Raw genomic sequence first — 16,071 nt, forward strand, 5'->3', positions numbered from 1 at the left:
TTCGCAAGCAAGCCCGCTCCCACAAGCCCTCGGCTATACTCCCCCGCAATTTGACCCGCTCCGAGGACTGACTGTGAAGAACTGGACGTTGCGCCAACGCATTTTGGCGAGCTTTGCGGTAATTATCGCGATCATGCTGTTGATGGTCGTGGTGGCTTTTTCTCGGCTGATGAAGATCGAAGCCAGCGAAGAAAGGGTCCGCACCGATGCGGTTCCCGGGGTGTATTTCAGTTCGATGATGCGTGGCGCCTGGGTCGACAGTTATAACCTGACCCAGCAGATTGTCGGTCTTTCGGGAAATCGCCCACTGACTGCCGCCGACCAGGTCATGTACAAGAGCTTCGAAGAACGCTTGAACGAGCAAATGACCCAATACCGCAAGACCATTTTCCTGGCGGACGATCAGGCCATCTTCGACGAGTTCGAAGCGCGTCATCAGACCTTCAATCAAGAACTGACGAACGTCCTCGATCTCTACCAGCGCAAGGAATACGAGCAAGCGCGTCTTGCTCTGGAGCAAAAGCTCACACCCGCCTGGGTCAACGGGCGCAAGCAGTTGAATAGCCTCATCGAGCGTAATCATGATGTGGCTGAAAAAGCCACGCTGGCCATCGGTGACGCGGTGACGGCCGCCAAAATCAGCATGGGTGTCTCTTTGCTGGTGGCAATCATCGTCGCCGGCCTCTGCGGTCTGCTGTTGATGCGCGCGATCATGGCGCCGATGAATCGCATCGTGGATATCCTCGAAGTCATGCGCACCGGCGATCTCAGCAGTCGCCTGAATCTGGATCGCAAGGACGAGTTCGGCGCGGTGGAAACCGGCTTCAACGACATGATGACCGAACTCACCTCGCTGGTGTCCCAGGCCCAGCGCTCCTCGGTGCAGGTCACCACGTCGGTCACGGAAATCGCCGCGACCTCCAAGCAGCAACAGGCCACCGCCACCGAAACCGCGGCCACCACCACCGAAATCGGCGCCACCTCGCGGGAAATTGCCGCCACCTCGCGAGACCTGGTGCGCACCATGACCGAAGTCTCCACCGCCGCCGATCAGGCATCAGTGCTGGCCGGTTCCGGTCAACAAGGCCTGGCGCGCATGGAAGACACCATGCACTCGGTGATGGGCGCGGCGGATCTGGTCAACGCCAAACTGGCGATCCTCAACGAGAAGGCCGGCAACATCAATCAGGTGGTGGTGACCATCGTCAAAGTTGCCGACCAGACCAACCTGTTGTCCCTGAACGCCGCCATCGAAGCCGAAAAGGCCGGCGAATATGGTCGCGGATTTGCCGTGGTCGCCACCGAAGTGCGGCGTCTGGCGGACCAGACCGCCGTGGCCACCTACGACATCGAGCAGATGGTGCGCGAGATCCAGTCGGCGGTGTCGGCGGGGGTCATGGGCATGGACAAGTTCTCCGAGGAAGTGCGCCGCGGCATGTCCGAGGTGCAGCAGGTGGGCGAGCAGTTGTCGCAGATCATTCATCAGGTTCAGGCGCTGGCGCCGCGGGTGTTGATGGTCAACGAAGGCATGCAGGCCCAGGCCACCGGCGCCGAGCAGATCAACCATGCGCTGGTGCAGTTGGGCGATGCCAGCAGCCAGACGGTCGAGTCCCTGCGCCAGGCCAGTTTCGCCATCGACGAACTGAGCCAGGTGGCCGTGGGGCTGCGTGGCGGTGTTTCGCGATTCAAAGTCTGATGAGCGAACTTACAGCCAAGCGCGGCGCGGCGATGCTGGCGAAGCAGTCGTTGTTTCTGGTGTTCCGCATCGGCAACGAGCGCTACGCCTTGCAGGCCATCGAGGTGGCCGAAATGCTGCCACTTCTGCCGTTGAAACCCATTCCCCGTGCGCCGGACTGGGTGGCGGGTGTGTTCGGCTGGCGTGGCGCGGTGGTGCCGGTGATCGACCTCAGTGCCCTGACGTTCGGTCAACCGGCCCAGGTGCGCACCAGCACGCGGCTGGCGCTGGTGCACTATCGGCCGGATGCGGCGACGCCTGCGCAATTGCTCGGGTTGATTCTGGAGCAGGCCACCGACACGTTGCGTTGCAATCCGGCGGACTTTCAGCCTTATGGCCTGGACAATCGCCAGGCGCCGTACCTCGGCCCGGTGCGCGAAGATGCCCAGGGTTTGCTGCAATGGGTACGGGTTGCCGATTTGCTGGACGCACAGGTTCGCGCCTTGTTATTTCCCTCGCCGCCGCTGGACCTGGCGCAGTTTGAGGAGCAGGGATGAGCAACGATCAGCGGTTTTTCGATTTCCTCAAGGAACGTATCGGCCTGGATGTGGGCTCGGTCGGCCCGGCGATCATCGAACGCGCGGTGCGCCAGCGCATCACGGCGGCTCGGGCGCTGACGGCCGATGACTACTGGCACACCTTGCTGGGCTCACGCGACGAACAACAGGCGCTGATCGAAGCGGTCATCGTCCCCGAAACCTGGTTTTTCCGGTACCCGGAATCCTTCGTCACGCTGGCGAAGCTGGCGGCCAAGCGGCTGGCGGCGATCAATAACATGCGCGCCCTGCGGATCCTCAGTTTGCCGTGTTCCACCGGCGAAGAACCGTACTCCATCGCCATGGCCCTGCTCGATGCCGGGCTGGCGCCGCACCAGTTCAAGGTCGACGGCATGGATGTCAGCCCGCTGTCGGTGGAAAAGGCCAGGCTCGCGCTGTATGGCAGGAATTCGTTTCGCGGCCAGGACATCGAGTTTCGCGATCGGCATTTCACAACGGAAAACGACAACTATCGCCTCAGCGGGCGCGTGCTTGAGCAGGTGCGTTTGCAGGTCGGCAATCTGCTGGATCCGGCATTACTGGTCAACGAACCGCCCTATGACTTCGTGTTCTGTCGCAACCTGCTGATCTATTTCGACCAGCCGACCCAGCAGCAAGTGTTCGAAGTGCTCAAGCGTCTGACCCACGTCGACGGCGTGCTGTTTATCGGCCCGGCGGAGGGCAGTCTGCTGGGCCGTTTCGGCATGCGTTCGATTGGTATCGCGCAGTCGTTTGCCTTCAGTCGTCAAAGTGCGCCCGAGCCGCTGGCGTCCTTCGCGCCGATGCCGTTGCCGGTACAGCAGCCGGTGCGCAGCGTGACTCCGCCGCCGGTGCGCAGTCGGCCTTTCGCGACAGTCGTGCCGATGTCTCAAACTCCCAAAGCTACCCCTTCGGACGCCGCCACGCTGCTGGCGAACATCGCCGCGCTGGCCAACGAAGGCAAAAGTGCCGAGGCCCGCGCCGCGTGCGAAAGCTATTTGCGCAGTCACGAGCCAGTGGCCCAGGTGTTCTATTGGCTGGGGCTGCTCAGCGATGTCGCCGGCAGCGCACTGGAGGCCCAGGGTTTTTATCGCAAGGCGTTGTACCTCGAACCGCAACACCCCGACGCGTTGATGCACCTGGCCGCCTTGCTGCAGTCCCAGGGCGACACGGCGGGCGCCAGACGATTGCAGGCCCGCGCCGCCCGCAGCGAGCGCGCCGCAGACAGTGAGCGTAAACGATGAACGCCTCTGACACCTTGAGCGTTACCCATGAAGATGCCCAGGCCATCGACGACTGCTGGAACCGTATCGGCATCCACGGCGACCAGTCCTGTCCACTGCTGAGCGAACACATTCATTGTCGCAATTGCGCGGTGTATTCGGCCGCCGCCACCCGCTTGCTCGACCGCTACGCCTTGCAACAGGAAGATCGCGAGCACGTGTCCACGGGGGGCGAGAGCGAGGTGAAAACCCGCTCGCTGCTGATGTTTCGCCTCGGCGAAGAATGGCTGGGCCTGGCCACCCGCAGCCTGGTCGAAGTGGCGCCGCTGCAAGCGATTCACTCCTTGCCGCACCAGCGCTCCCGGGCGTTGCTCGGCGTGGCGAATGTGCGCGGTGCCTTGGTGGCGTGCCTGTCGCTGGTGGAGCTGTTGGGGCTCGACGGCACCGGTGGCGTGGCGTCCGGCGCGCGAGTGATGCCGCGGATGCTGATCATCGCCGCCCATGGTGGGCCGGTGGTGGTGCCGGTGGACGAAGTGGACGGGATTCACGCCATCGATCAGCGCATTCTCGATGCCGCGTCCCAGTCCGGCACCCAGACCAGCGCCAAATACACCCGTGGCGTCTTGCAATTCAACGGTCGCAGCCTGCGTTGGCTGGATGAAGAACAGCTGTTGTCCGCCGTGACCCGGAGCCTCACATGACCCCCGAGCAAATGCGTGATGCCTCCTTGCTGGAACTGTTCAGCCTGGAAGCCGAGGCCCAGACTCTGGTGCTGAGCGCCGGCCTGCTGGCGCTCGAGCGCGATCCGACCCAGGCCGATTACCTTGAGTCGTGCATGCGCGCGGCTCACTCGCTCAAGGGCGCGGCGCGGATTGTCGGGGTCGATGCCGGGGTCAGGGTCGCCCATGTGATGGAAGATTACCTGGTCAGCGCCCAGGAAGGGCGCCTGTACCTGCGGCCCGAACACATTGATGCGCTGTTGCAAGGCACCGATCTGCTGACGCGGATTGCGACGCCGGACAACGCTCCGCCGCCTGCAGATATTGACGCTTACGTCGTCTTGATGGGACGGCTGCTTGAACACATGGCAGCAGCCCCCATGGCGCCGCCGATGGCAGAGCTTCAGCTCGAACCGCTAACGCCCAAGGTCGAGCCGCCCGTGCCGGTCGCCACCGAAGCTCCCCAGGCAGAGCCCGCCGAGCCAGAGCCCAAAACCAAACGCACCACCGAAAGTGGCGAGCGCGTATTGCGCGTCACGGCCGAGCGCTTGAACAGCCTGCTCGACTTGTCGAGTAAATCACTGGTGGAAACCCAGCGGCTCAAGCCGCACCTAGCCACCATGCAGCGCCTCAAACGCATGCAGAGCAATGGCCTGCGGGCGCTGGAAAATCTCAACGTCCACCTCAAGGACCATCCCTTGAGCCTCGAAGCCCGGGAAGCCTTGGGCGATGCCCGCCGATTGTTGGCCGAGTCCCAGCAATTGCTGGTGGAAAAAAACGCCGAACTGGACGAGTTCGCCTGGCACGCCAGCCAGCGTGCGCAGGTGCTGTACGACACGGCGCTGGCCTGTCGCATGCGGCCGTTCGCCGATGTGCTGAGCGGGCAAGTGCGCATGGTCCGAGACCTTGGCCGCAACCTGGGCAAACAGGTGCGGCTGGAGATCGAGGGCGAAACGACTCAAGTCGACCGCGACGTACTGGAAAAGCTCGAAGCGCCGCTGACGCACCTGCTGCGCAATGCGGTGGATCACGGCATCGAAACCCCGGAACAACGGAGGTTGGCGGGCAAGCCTGAGGAAGGCCTGATCCGTTTGCGAGCGTCCCATCAGGCCGGTCTGCTGGTGCTGGAACTGAGCGATGACGGCAACGGCGTCGACCTGGAAAAGCTGCGCCATAACATCGTCGAGCGGCAGTTATCCCCAGTCGAAACCGCCGCCCAGTTGAGCGAAGAGGAGCTGCTGACGTTCCTGTTCCTGCCGGGCTTCAGTCTGCGTGACACGGTCACTGAAGTGTCCGGGCGTGGCGTGGGGCTGGATGCGGTTCAGCACATGGTCCGTCAGTTGCGTGGTGCCGTGGCGCTGGAGCAAACGGCGGGCGAGGGCAGTCGTTTCCATCTCGAAGTGCCGCTGACATTGTCGGTGGTGCGCAGCCTGGTGGTGGAGGTTGGTGACGAGGCGTATGCCTTCCCGCTGGCGCACATCGAGCGCATGTGCGACCTGGCGCCGGAGGACATCGTTCAGGTCGAAGGCCGGCAACACTTCTGGCACGAAGGCCGGCATGTCGGGCTGGTCGCCGCCAGCCAGCTATTGCATCGCCCGGCGAGCCAGAACAGCGCGCAGACCCTCAAAGTCGTGGTGATCCGCGAGCGCGAGGCGATCTACGGGGTGGCGGTCGAGCGGTTTATCGGCGAGCGAACGCTGGTGGTGCTGCCGCTGGACGAGCGCCTGGGCAAGGTGCAGGACATTTCCGCCGGAGCCTTGCTCGATGACGGTTCGGTAGTGCTGATCGTCGACGTCGAAGACATGCTGCGGTCGGTGGACAAACTGCTCAATACCGGGCGTCTGGAGCGCATTGCCCGACACGCCAACCAGGCTGTCGAAGCAGCGCGCAAACGGATTCTGGTGGTGGACGACTCGCTGACCGTGCGTGAGTTGCAGCGCAAGCTGCTGCTCAATCGCGGCTATGACGTCGCCGTGGCGGTGGACGGTATGGATGGCTGGAATGCCCTGCGTTCGGAGGATTTCGATCTGCTGATCACCGACATCGACATGCCGCGCATGGACGGCATCGAGCTGGTGTCTTTATTGCGTCGCGACAATCGCCTGCAATCGCTGCCAGTGATGGTGGTGTCCTACAAGGACCGCGAAGAAGACCGTCGCCGTGGACTGGACGCCGGCGCCGACTATTATCTGGCCAAGGCCAGTTTTCATGATGACGCCTTGCTGGATGCAGTCGTTGAGCTCATTGGAGGGGCGCGGACATGAAAATCGCCATCGTCAACGACATGCCCATGGCGATAGAGGCCTTGCGCCGCGCTCTGGCGTTCGAACCGGCGCACGAGGTGGTCTGGGTCGCCGGCAACGGGGTCGAGGCGGTGCAACGTTGCGCCGAATACACCCCGGACCTGATCCTGATGGATTTGATCATGCCGTTGATGGACGGCGTGGAGGCGACCCGGCGGATCATGGCCGAAACGCCGTGCGCGATCGTCATCGTCACCGTCGACCGCCAGCAGAACGTGCACCGGGTGTTCGAAGCCATGGGCCACGGTGCACTGGATGTGGTCGATACGCCCGCGCTGGGTGCCGGCAATCCTCAGGAAGCCGCCGCTCCGCTGCTGCGCAAGATCATGAACATCGGTTGGTTGATTGGCGACAAGGGCAATCGAGAGCGATCGGCACCGAGCCCGCACCGCCACTCGGCCTCGCGCCAGCACCTGGTGGCCATCGGTTCATCCGCGGGCGGGCCGGCGGCGCTGGAAGTGCTGCTCAAGGGCCTGCCACGGGATTTTCCGGCAGCCATCGTACTGGTCCAGCATGTGGATCAGGTATTCGCCGCCGGCATGGCCGAATGGCTCGCCAGCGCCAGCGGCCTGGACGTGCGCCTGGCCCAGGAAGGCGAACCGCCGCAAAGCGGCACGGTCCTGCTGGCCGGTACCAACCATCATATTCGCCTGCTGAAAAACGGCACGCTGGCCTACACCGCCGAACCGGTCAACGAGGTCTATCGGCCTTCGATCGATGTGTTTTTCGAGAGCGTGGCCAGTTACTGGAGCGGTGACGCCGTGGGCGTTCTGCTAACCGGTATGGGGCGTGACGGCGCCCAGGGGCTTAAACTCATGCGCCAACAGGGCTACCTGACCATCGCTCAGGACCAGAACAGCAGTGCCGTATACGGAATGCCCAAAGCGGCCGCCGCCATCGACGCGGCCATGGAAATCCGTCCACTGGACAAGATAGCGCCACGATTGCTGGAGATTTTCCAAAAATGACTATCATTAGCAGCAATCGTGGCCCAAGCAGTACTCAGGTGACCGCACATGAATGAATTACAGCTCGACGACTTCAAAACCGACGAAAACGCCGCCATGGTGTTGCTGGTGGACGATCAGGCGATGATCGGCGAAGCGGTGCGCCGTGGTCTGTCGAGCGAAGACAACATCGACTTCCATTTCTGCGCCGACCCGCACCAGGCCATCGCCCACGCGGTGCGCATCAAGCCGACGGTGATCCTGCAGGACCTGGTCATGCCCGGCCTCGACGGCCTGAGCCTGGTGCGCGAATACCGTAATCATCCGGCGACCAAGGATATTCCGATCATTGTCCTGTCGACCAAGGAAGATCCGCTGATCAAGAGCGCGGCGTTTGCCGCCGGGGCCAACGATTACCTGGTCAAACTGCCGGACAACATCGAACTGGTGGCGCGCATCCGTTATCACTCGCGTTCCTACATGACCCTGCTGCAGCGTGACGCGGCGTACCGCGCGCTGCGGGTCAGCCAGCAGCAGTTGCTCGACACCAACCTGGTGCTGCAACGCTTGATGAACTCCGACGGCCTGACCGGGCTGTCGAACCGCCGGCATTTCGACGAATACCTGGAACTGGAATGGCGACGCTCGCTGCGTGACCAGACGCAACTGTCGCTGTTGATGATCGATGTCGACTACTTCAAGTCCTTCAATGACAGCTTTGGCCACCTTGAAGGCGATGAAGCCCTGCGCAAAGTCGCCACGGCGATTCGCGACGCCAGCGCCAGGCCCTCGGACCTGCCGGCCCGTTACGGCGGCGAAGAGTTCGTCCTGGTCTTGCCCAACACCTCGCCGATCGGTGCGCGGCTGGTGGCGGAAAAACTGCGCCAGACCGTGGCCGGGTTGAAGATCCCGCACATTTTCCCGACCGAAGGTTCGTGCCTGACCATCAGCATCGGCCTGTCGACCATGACCCCGCAGCCGGGCAGCGATTGCCGGCAATTGATCTCGGCGGCGGACAAGGGGCTGTACCTGGCGAAGAACAATGGGCGTAATCAGGTGGGGATTGAGTAAGGCTTTGACCGTAGCGCTGTAGCAGCTGCCGAGCCCGCGAGGCTGCGTTCGGCCGCGCAGCGGTCGTAAAATCAGGCAACGCGGTCATTCAGGCAAACCGCGTACACAGGATTGGCGAGGACTGCGTCCTCGAACGCAGCCTCGCGGGCTCGGCAGCTGCTACGGGCCACCAGCGTTATTATTCCGTAAACCATTCGCCGCTAAAGCCGCCAGGCGGGCTGCCGTGACAGCGTGATTACGTTATACTCGCCGGCTTTCAAAAGTTCGCCAACGAGTGCTGCCCGCCATGGAAATCAACCCGATCCTTAACAGTATCAAGGACCTGTCCGAGCGCTCCGAAACTATTCGGGGGTATCTTTGACTACGATCAAAAGCATGAGCGTCTGACTGAAGTCAATCGCGAGCTTGAAGATCCGAGTGTCTGGAACAACCCTGAGTACGCTCAGAACCTGGGTCGCGAGCGTTCGCAGCTGGCCCAGATCGTGGAAACCCTCGATGAAATGTCCAGCGGTCTGGCCGATGCCAAGGACCTGCTGTTGATGTCTGCCGAGGAAGAAGACCAGGCCGCCGTCGACGACGTGGCCCTTGAGGTGGAGCGCCTGCGCGAAGCCCTCGAGAAGCTTGAATTCCGTCGCATGTTCAGCGGTGAGATGGATCAGAACAACGCCTACCTGGACATCCAGGCCGGCTCCGGCGGTACCGAAGCCCAGGACTGGGCCAACATCCTGCTGCGCATGTACCTGCGCTGGGCGGACAAACGCGGTTTCGACGCGACCATCATGGAACTGTCGGCCGGTGAAGTCGCCGGTATCAAAGGCGCGACCGTGCACATCAAGGGTGAATACGCTTTTGGCTGGCTGCGTACCGAAATCGGCGTGCACCGTCTGGTGCGCAAGAGCCCGTTCGACTCCGGCAACCGTCGCCACACCTCGTTCTCGGCCGTGTTCGTGTCGCCGGAAATCGATGACAACATCGAAATCGACATCAACCCGTCGGACCTGCGCATCGACACCTACCGCTCCTCCGGTGCCGGTGGTCAGCACGTAAACACCACCGATTCGGCCGTACGGATTACCCACGTACCGACCAACACCGTGGTCAGCTGCCAGAACGAACGCTCCCAGCACGCCAACAAAGACACCGCGATGAAAATGTTGCGGGCGCGCTTGTACGAGCAGGAAGTGCAGAAACGCAATGCCGCTTCCCAGGCTCTGGAAGACACCAAGTCGGACATCGGCTGGGGTCACCAGATCCGTTCGTACGTACTCGATGCCTCGCGGATCAAGGATCTGCGCACCAACATCGAACGCAGCGACTGCGACAAGGTGCTCGACGGCGACATCGACGAATACCTGGTGGCCAGCCTGAAACAAGGGCTTTAAGGCCCGCACTACAAGGTCACCGCGATCTTGTAGGAGCGAGGCTTGCCCGCGAACCCCGGCGAATGCCGGGGGCAACGAACCTGATGGAATATTTAAAGACATGAGCGACCTACAACTCGACCCGCAAGCCCTGCAACAGGAAGAAAACTCCCTGATCGCCCTGCGCAAGGAAAAGCTTGCTGCCGAGCGCGCCAAGGGCCAGGCCTTCCCCAACGACTTCCGCCGCGACGCTTACTGCGAAGACTTGCAGAAGCAGTACGCGGACAAGACCAAGGAAGAGCTGGCAGAGGCTGCGATCCCGGTCAAGGTTGCCGGTCGTCTCATGCTCAACCGTGGCTCGTTCATGGTGATCCAGGACATGTCCGGGCGCATCCAGGTTTACGTCAACCGTAAAACCCTGTCCGAAGAAACCCTGGCCGCGGTGAAAACCTGGGACCTGGGCGACATCATTGCCGCCGAAGGCACCCTGGCCCGTTCCGGCAAGGGCGACCTGTACGTTGAAATGACCAACGTGCGCCTGCTGACCAAATCCCTGCGCCCGCTGCCGGACAAGCACCACGGCCTGTCCGACACCGAGCAGCGTTACCGCCAGCGCTACGTCGACCTGATCGTCAATGACGACGTGCGCCAGACCTTCCGCGTGCGTTCGCAAGTGATTGCGCACATCCGCAGCTTCCTGATGAAGCGTGACTTCCTGGAAGTGGAAACGCCGATGCTGCAAACCATTCCGGGTGGCGCGGCGGCCAAGCCGTTCGAAACTCACCACAACGCGCTGGACATGCAGATGTTTCTGCGTATCGCGCCGGAGCTGTACCTCAAGCGTTTGGTTGTCGGCGGCTTCGAGAAAGTCTTCGAAATCAACCGCAACTTCCGTAACGAAGGCGTTTCGACCCGGCACAACCCCGAGTTCACCATGCTCGAGTTCTACCAGGCCCACGCTGACTACGAAGACAACATGGACCTGACCGAGGAACTGTTCCGCGAGCTGGCGCAGCTGGTTCTGGGCAGCACCGACGTGCCTTACGGCGACAAGGTGTTCCACTTCGGCGAACCGTTCGTGCGTCTGTCGGTGTTCGACTCGATCCTCAAGTACAACCCGGACCTGACGGCCGATGACCTGAACGACATCGACAAGGCCCGCGCCATCGCCAAGAAAGCCGGCGCCAAGGTGCTGGGCTTCGAAGGTCTGGGCAAGCTGCAGGTGATGATTTTCGAAGAACTGGTCGAGCACAAGCTGGAACAGCCGCACTTCATCACCCAGTACCCGTTCGAAGTGTCGCCGCTGGCCCGTCGTAACGACGAGAACCCGAACGTCACCGACCGTTTCGAGCTGTTCATCGGTGGCCGCGAAATCGCCAACGCCTACTCCGAGTTGAACGACGCGGAAGACCAGGCCGAGCGTTTCATGGCGCAGGTGGCCGACAAGGACGCCGGTGATGACGAAGCCATGCACTACGACGCCGATTTCGTTCGCGCGCTGGAGTACGGCATGCCGCCGACCGCCGGCGAAGGGATCGGCATCGATCGCCTGGTGATGTTGCTGACCAACTCACCGTCGATCCGCGACGTGATCCTGTTCCCGCACATGCGTCCGCAAGCGTAAGTGTTTCAACTAAAAAGCCGCCGATAACAGGCGGCTTTTTATTGCCTGTCTGGTACAAACGTATCAATTGGTTACTTTTGACGTTAGAGAGGAATACCTGTCGTGAATCGTGCAATTGCTCAAGAAGGTGCAGCGGATATCGCCACTGCGGTCGCTGAAAGTGTTCAGTACCAGGGCCGCAAGGCCAGCCGACAGGGCAGCGAACAGCGTCGACAGGACATTCTCGACGCGGCGATGCGCATTGTCGTGCGCGATGGCGTGCGGGCCGTGCGTCACCGTGCGGTGGCCGCCGAGGCCTGTGTGCCGCTGTCGGCCACCACCTACTATTTCAAGGACATCGATGACCTGCTCACCGATACCTTTGCGCAATACGTGGAGCGCAGCGCGGCGTATATGGCCAAGCTGTGGGTCAACAACGAAGGCTTATTGCGTGAGATGGTGATCAGTGGCGACGGCAGCCCTGAGTCGCGCTCGCAACTGGCGGACGATATTGCGCGGCTGATGACGGACTATGTTCACCGGCAATTGGTCAACCGTCGCGAACACTTGATGGCCGAGCAGGCGTTCCGTCAGGAAGCGCTGTTGAACCCGCGTCTGGCGGAGTTGGTGCGCTCCCATCAGCAGATTCTCTTGCAGGGGACTTGCCAGCTTTTCCAGGTATTGGGTTCCCGAGAGCCACAGCAGGATGCCAAAGTGTTGACGGCTATTATCGGACGGATGGAATATCAGGGCCTGCTCAACGACGCCGAGCCTGCTGGCGAAGAGGAAATGCTCGGCATCCTGACCCGCTACATGCACTTGGTACTGGCGTCGGTGTAGCAACTGATCGTAACTGATCGTTCCCACGCAGATCGTGGGAACGATCATGAGGCGAAGAGTGTTCATAGGGAGTGTTGAATGAAAGCCTGGCGTGTCGTTGTGATCGCCTTGTCGTTCCTGCTGCTCAGTGGCTGCCTGGTGACCTTCAAGGAGCCGCTGCCCGCCAGCGAGCCCGCGCCCAAGGGATTGCTCGGCAACTGGACCAGCACCAACGCCTGGGGCGAGCCGATGAACCTGGAACTGACACGCATCGGCGACAACCGCTATCAGGCGGTCAGCTACTTCAAGGCCAAACCCCATGAGCGCGAAGCCTATCCCTTCACGGTGTCGCGCCACGGCAATCGCTGGTACCTGTCGGCGAAGGTGCCGGCGCAGTTCGGCGGGAACTTCACCATCGCCGGTTTCGAGCTCAACGATAAGCACGAACTGGTGGTCTACAACCTCGACCTCGAGCAGATCAAACAGGCCATGGGGCAAGAAGCCCTCAGTGGCGAAGGCTTCCAGACCGACGACGGCGACGGAATGTTGATCAACAACAGCCTGGATCAGGTGTTCGCCTACCTCGACGACCCGGCCAATTCCGATGTCTTCGTTGAAGCGGTGCGCTATCAGCGCCTGGCCAAAACCAAATAAACCCAGCACGTAACGGTTTTACTACAGGAGTTTCGGGTGGACGAATACCAGCAGACGATACGCATGCTGTCCGATCGCATTGTGCTGGCGCAGACGCCGATTCGCGTTCTGGATGCGGTCAAGTGGGATGACAGCATTCGCAAAGGGTTCCTCAAAGGCAAGGGCAAGGAAATGCCGGCCGTGGACCGCGACTACTACCTCAATCGACCGCTGGCGTTCGACTCCAGCAAAGTGAAGCTGGAATTCCAGAACATCGAGCGCGACATCACCCGCCAACTCGGCCAGTTCAACCCGGTCGGGCAGATCATGCGTCGTATGTGCAAGGAATACCGCATGGTGATCCGCATGCTCGAAGCCCGTGGCACCGAGGATTTCGGGCTGATTTCCCAAGAGTTGTACGGCGCGGCGTCCGATGCGTTTCACGCCGGCGACCCAACCTTGGCTGATCTGGGGCTGATGCTCTCCGATTACCTGAACAACATCGCCGGCCGTGGCGACCTCAAGGACGAACCCAAAGTCCTTACCGCCAAGGAAGCCGTCGACCTGCTGCAACATCGGTTGAACAAGGTGTTTGGCGAAAACGAGGAAACCATTCGGGTGTTCGAGTCCGACGGGATCGTCGCCGATGCGGCGGCCGGCGCCGATTACATCAAGATCCGCACCGACGCGATGTTCAACAACCGCGACGTGCGTGCGCTGGAAGTCCATGAAGGGCTGGTGCATGTGGGCACCACGCTCAACGGCCTGAATCAGCCGATCTGCACCTTCCTGTCCAAGGGCCCGCCGTCGTCCACCGTGACTCAGGAAGGGCTGGCGATCCTGATGGAAATCATCACGTTCGCCTCCTACCCAAGCCGCCTGCGCAAACTGACCAACCGCACCCGCGCCATTCACATGGTGGAGGAGGGCGCGGACTTCTTGCAGATCTTCGAGTTCTTCCGGGAGCAAGGCTTTGAAATGGCCGAGAGCTACGGCAACGCCAGTCGCGTGTTCCGCGGCTCGGTGCCCACCGGTCTGCCATTTACCAAAGACTTGTCCTACCTCAAGGGCTTCATCATGATTTACAACTACATTCAGTTGGCCGTGCGCAAAGGCAAGCTGGAGCAGATACCGCTGTTGTTTTGCGGCAAGACCACGCTGGAAGACATGCGGACCTTGCGCCAATTGGTGGACGAAGGCCTGGTGGTGCCGCCCAAGTACCTGCCCGAGCAATTCCGCGACATGAATGCGCTGTCGGCGTGGATGTGCTTCTCCAACTTCCTCAACCACCTGAGCCTGGACCGGATCGAGGCGGATTACTCCAACATCCTTTGATTCAGATCGTTCCCACGTTCTGCGTGGGAATGCCGCCATGGACGCTCCGCGTCCACGGTGACGCAGAGCGTCAGGGTATGCATTCCCACGCGGAGCATGGGAACGATCACTCACATTGAGGCTTCACCGGATGAGAATCCTCGCCATCATCTGCCTGCTCCTGACCCTCGGCGGTTGCGGCTCTTTGCTGTTCTACCCCGAGCCCGGCCAGCCGTTCACTCCGGCAAAAGCCAAACTCGACTATCGCGACGTCATCCTGACCACTGCCGACGGCCTCAAGCTGCATGGCTGGTGGCTGCCGGCCAAACAAGGCGTCGAAGTCAAAGGCACGGTGCTGCATCTGCACGGCAACGGCGGCAATCTGGCGTGGCATCTGGGCGCGACCTGGTGGTTGCCGGAGCAGGGCTATCAGGTGTTGCTGGTGGACTATCGCGGGTACGGGTTGTCCGAAGGCAAACCGGCGTTGCCGGCGATTTATCAGGACATCGACGCCGCCTTCAAATGGCTCGATCAGGCGCCGCAGGTCAAGGGCAAGCCGCTGATCCTCCTCGGCCAGAGCCTTGGCGGTTCGATGGCCGTGCATTACCTGGCTCAGCATCCCGAGCGCCAGCGGCAACTCAAGGCGTTCGTGCTCGATGGCGTGCCGGCCAGTTACCGCGATGTCGGGCGTTTCGCCCTGAGTACATCCTGGATGACCTGGCCGTTCCAGGTGCCGTTGTCCTGGCTGGTGCCGGACGGCGACAGTGCGATCCATTCCATGACCCGGCTCAACGGCGTACCGAAACTGATCTATCACAGTATCGATGATCCGCTGGTGCCCCTTTCCAACGGCATCCGCCTGTATCAAGCTGCGCCGCCGCCGCGGGTGCTGCAATTGACCCGGGGCGGTCATGTGCAAACCTTTGCCGACCCGGTCTGGCGAAAAGTCATGCTGCGCTATCTTGAAGATCCGCAGCATTTCAACGGCCTGCGCCGCCTGGCTGAGGTCCCGAATTACCCCGCACCCCCGAATTCTGAAGATGAACCACCAGAGAGTCCGCAATGAGTGAAGAACGTAACGCCATCCCGCTGATCATCACCGGTATTTGCAGCATCCTCGGCACCGTCGGTGCCTTGTGGTGGTACGGCTACCTGCACTTCGCCAAACCCGAGGATGCGCTGCTGCTCAGCGACTTCACCATGCTCAAGACCGTGCCGGGCGAAGACTACAAAGTCTCTCTGGAACCGGCCGCGCAAGTGGCCCAGTGCATCGATGGCGTGCTGGTGATGTTTGACACCGAACAGAAAGGCCTGACCGGCGTACTGGTCAACAACAAGAAAAAAGCCGTGCGCTGCATGGGCCAGGAAACCCCGCAAAAACTCGAACAATAAACATCCCGTAGGACGGCATAGAAAATGCCTCGCCTGATCCACTCAGGCGGGGCTTTAATGACGTGGCAATCAGTGTTTTTGCTTGTCGTTATCGGCCGCCAAATCATGCAAATGACGACGGGACAAGGCGAGAAAACGCGGGGTCGGGCCGATGTCTTCGTACAGCGGATCGCCTTCTTCGTCGGTGGCGACCACCGTTGGCCCTTTCACATACGGAAAGCTCGCTTCGAGCTCTTCCAGAGCGGCGCCGATCAATTCTCCGAGCAGTTCTTCAGGGTGCCGTTTGGGGTACATGTCGATAATCGCCGCCAGCCGTGCGGCGGCTTCCACGTCCAGACGAATCGTGTAGCCGGAGTCGGTCAGGCGACCCTTGGCGTTTTCTTCCCAGTGCTTGGCGAGTTCGCGGATTTTCATAATGACCTCATTGCGCACCTGC

Annotated in this window: 15 protein-coding genes; 14 read left to right on the forward strand and 1 reads right to left on the reverse strand. The window is 61.4% G+C overall.

Annotated elements, in window-relative coordinates; all coding sequences use genetic code 11:
* Positions 1 to 73 precede the first annotated feature (73 nt).
* The 14 genes from HCU66_RS13760 (at position 74) to HCU66_RS13825 (ending at position 15,635) form a co-directional block, all read left to right on the forward strand.
* A complete protein-coding gene (locus HCU66_RS13760) occupies positions 74 to 1,696 on the forward strand; it encodes a methyl-accepting chemotaxis protein (protein WP_205889004.1) in 1,623 nt (540 codons plus the stop codon).
* The gene (locus HCU66_RS13765; RefSeq protein ID WP_205889005.1) at positions 1,696 to 2,232 is read left to right on the forward strand and encodes a chemotaxis protein CheW; all 537 of its coding nucleotides are present in this window, start codon (positions 1,696 to 1,698) and stop codon (positions 2,230 to 2,232) included. The genes HCU66_RS13760 and HCU66_RS13765 overlap by 1 nt, the downstream gene beginning before the upstream one ends.
* Positions 2,229 to 3,494, forward strand: a complete 1,266-nt coding sequence (locus HCU66_RS13770; RefSeq protein WP_205889006.1) for a CheR family methyltransferase — start codon at positions 2,229 to 2,231, stop codon at positions 3,492 to 3,494. Before HCU66_RS13765 ends, HCU66_RS13770 begins: the two co-directional genes overlap by 4 nt.
* Entirely contained in the window at positions 3,491 to 4,174 is a 684-nt protein-coding gene (locus HCU66_RS13775; protein ID WP_205889007.1) for a chemotaxis protein CheW, read from the forward strand. The genes HCU66_RS13770 and HCU66_RS13775 overlap by 4 nt, the downstream gene beginning before the upstream one ends.
* Positions 4,171 to 6,456, forward strand: a complete 2,286-nt coding sequence (locus HCU66_RS13780) for a hybrid sensor histidine kinase/response regulator (protein ID WP_205889008.1) — start codon at positions 4,171 to 4,173, stop codon at positions 6,454 to 6,456. The genes HCU66_RS13775 and HCU66_RS13780 overlap by 4 nt, the downstream gene beginning before the upstream one ends.
* Positions 6,453 to 7,463 (forward strand): chemotaxis response regulator protein-glutamate methylesterase, encoded by a 1,011-nt coding sequence (cheB, locus tag HCU66_RS13785; RefSeq protein ID WP_205889009.1) that lies wholly within the window; start codon positions 6,453 to 6,455, stop codon positions 7,461 to 7,463. The genes HCU66_RS13780 and cheB overlap by 4 nt, the downstream gene beginning before the upstream one ends.
* Before the next feature lie 48 nt (positions 7,464 to 7,511).
* Positions 7,512 to 8,513, forward strand: a complete 1,002-nt coding sequence (locus HCU66_RS13790; RefSeq protein WP_205889010.1) for a diguanylate cyclase domain-containing protein — start codon at positions 7,512 to 7,514, stop codon at positions 8,511 to 8,513.
* A 286-nt stretch (positions 8,514 to 8,799) separates the two neighbouring features.
* A protein-coding gene (gene prfB / locus HCU66_RS13795) for a peptide chain release factor 2 (protein WP_205889011.1) occupies positions 8,800 to 9,895 on the forward strand; the annotation gives its coding sequence in 2 pieces (ribosomal slippage) (positions 8,800 to 8,871 and positions 8,873 to 9,895; 1,095 coding nt in all).
* A gap of 100 nt (positions 9,896 to 9,995) precedes the next feature.
* Positions 9,996 to 11,498, forward strand: coding sequence for a lysine--tRNA ligase (gene lysS, locus HCU66_RS13800; protein WP_205889012.1), 1,503 nt, complete (start codon positions 9,996 to 9,998; stop codon positions 11,496 to 11,498).
* Between the two features lie 102 nt (positions 11,499 to 11,600).
* Positions 11,601 to 12,317 (forward strand): TetR/AcrR family transcriptional regulator, encoded by a 717-nt coding sequence (locus HCU66_RS13805; RefSeq protein WP_205889013.1) that lies wholly within the window; start codon positions 11,601 to 11,603, stop codon positions 12,315 to 12,317.
* 78 nt (positions 12,318 to 12,395) lie between these two features.
* Positions 12,396 to 12,950 (forward strand): hypothetical protein, encoded by a 555-nt coding sequence (locus HCU66_RS13810; RefSeq protein WP_205889014.1) that lies wholly within the window; start codon positions 12,396 to 12,398, stop codon positions 12,948 to 12,950.
* A 63-nt stretch (positions 12,951 to 13,013) separates the two neighbouring features.
* Complete coding sequence (locus HCU66_RS13815) at positions 13,014 to 14,264, forward strand: flavohemoglobin expression-modulating QEGLA motif protein (RefSeq protein ID WP_205889071.1); 1,251 nt, start codon at positions 13,014 to 13,016, stop codon at positions 14,262 to 14,264.
* A 130-nt stretch (positions 14,265 to 14,394) separates the two neighbouring features.
* Positions 14,395 to 15,309, forward strand: coding sequence for an alpha/beta hydrolase (locus HCU66_RS13820; RefSeq protein WP_205889015.1), 915 nt, complete (start codon positions 14,395 to 14,397; stop codon positions 15,307 to 15,309).
* Positions 15,306 to 15,635 (forward strand): PA3694 family proteiin, encoded by a 330-nt coding sequence (locus HCU66_RS13825; RefSeq protein WP_205889016.1) that lies wholly within the window; start codon positions 15,306 to 15,308, stop codon positions 15,633 to 15,635. Before HCU66_RS13820 ends, HCU66_RS13825 begins: the two co-directional genes overlap by 4 nt.
* A 69-nt stretch (positions 15,636 to 15,704) precedes the next feature.
* On the opposite strand, the gene HCU66_RS13830 is transcribed toward HCU66_RS13825, so the two are convergent.
* Positions 15,705 to 16,049, reverse strand: a complete 345-nt coding sequence (locus HCU66_RS13830; RefSeq protein WP_205889017.1) for a pilin assembly protein — start codon at positions 16,047 to 16,049, stop codon at positions 15,705 to 15,707.
* Positions 16,050 to 16,071 lie beyond the last annotated feature (22 nt).

The sequence above is a fragment of the Pseudomonas frederiksbergensis genome, assembly GCF_017114915.1.
GTDB classification, from domain to species: Bacteria; Pseudomonadota; Gammaproteobacteria; order Pseudomonadales; family Pseudomonadaceae; genus Aquipseudomonas; species Aquipseudomonas frederiksbergensis_I.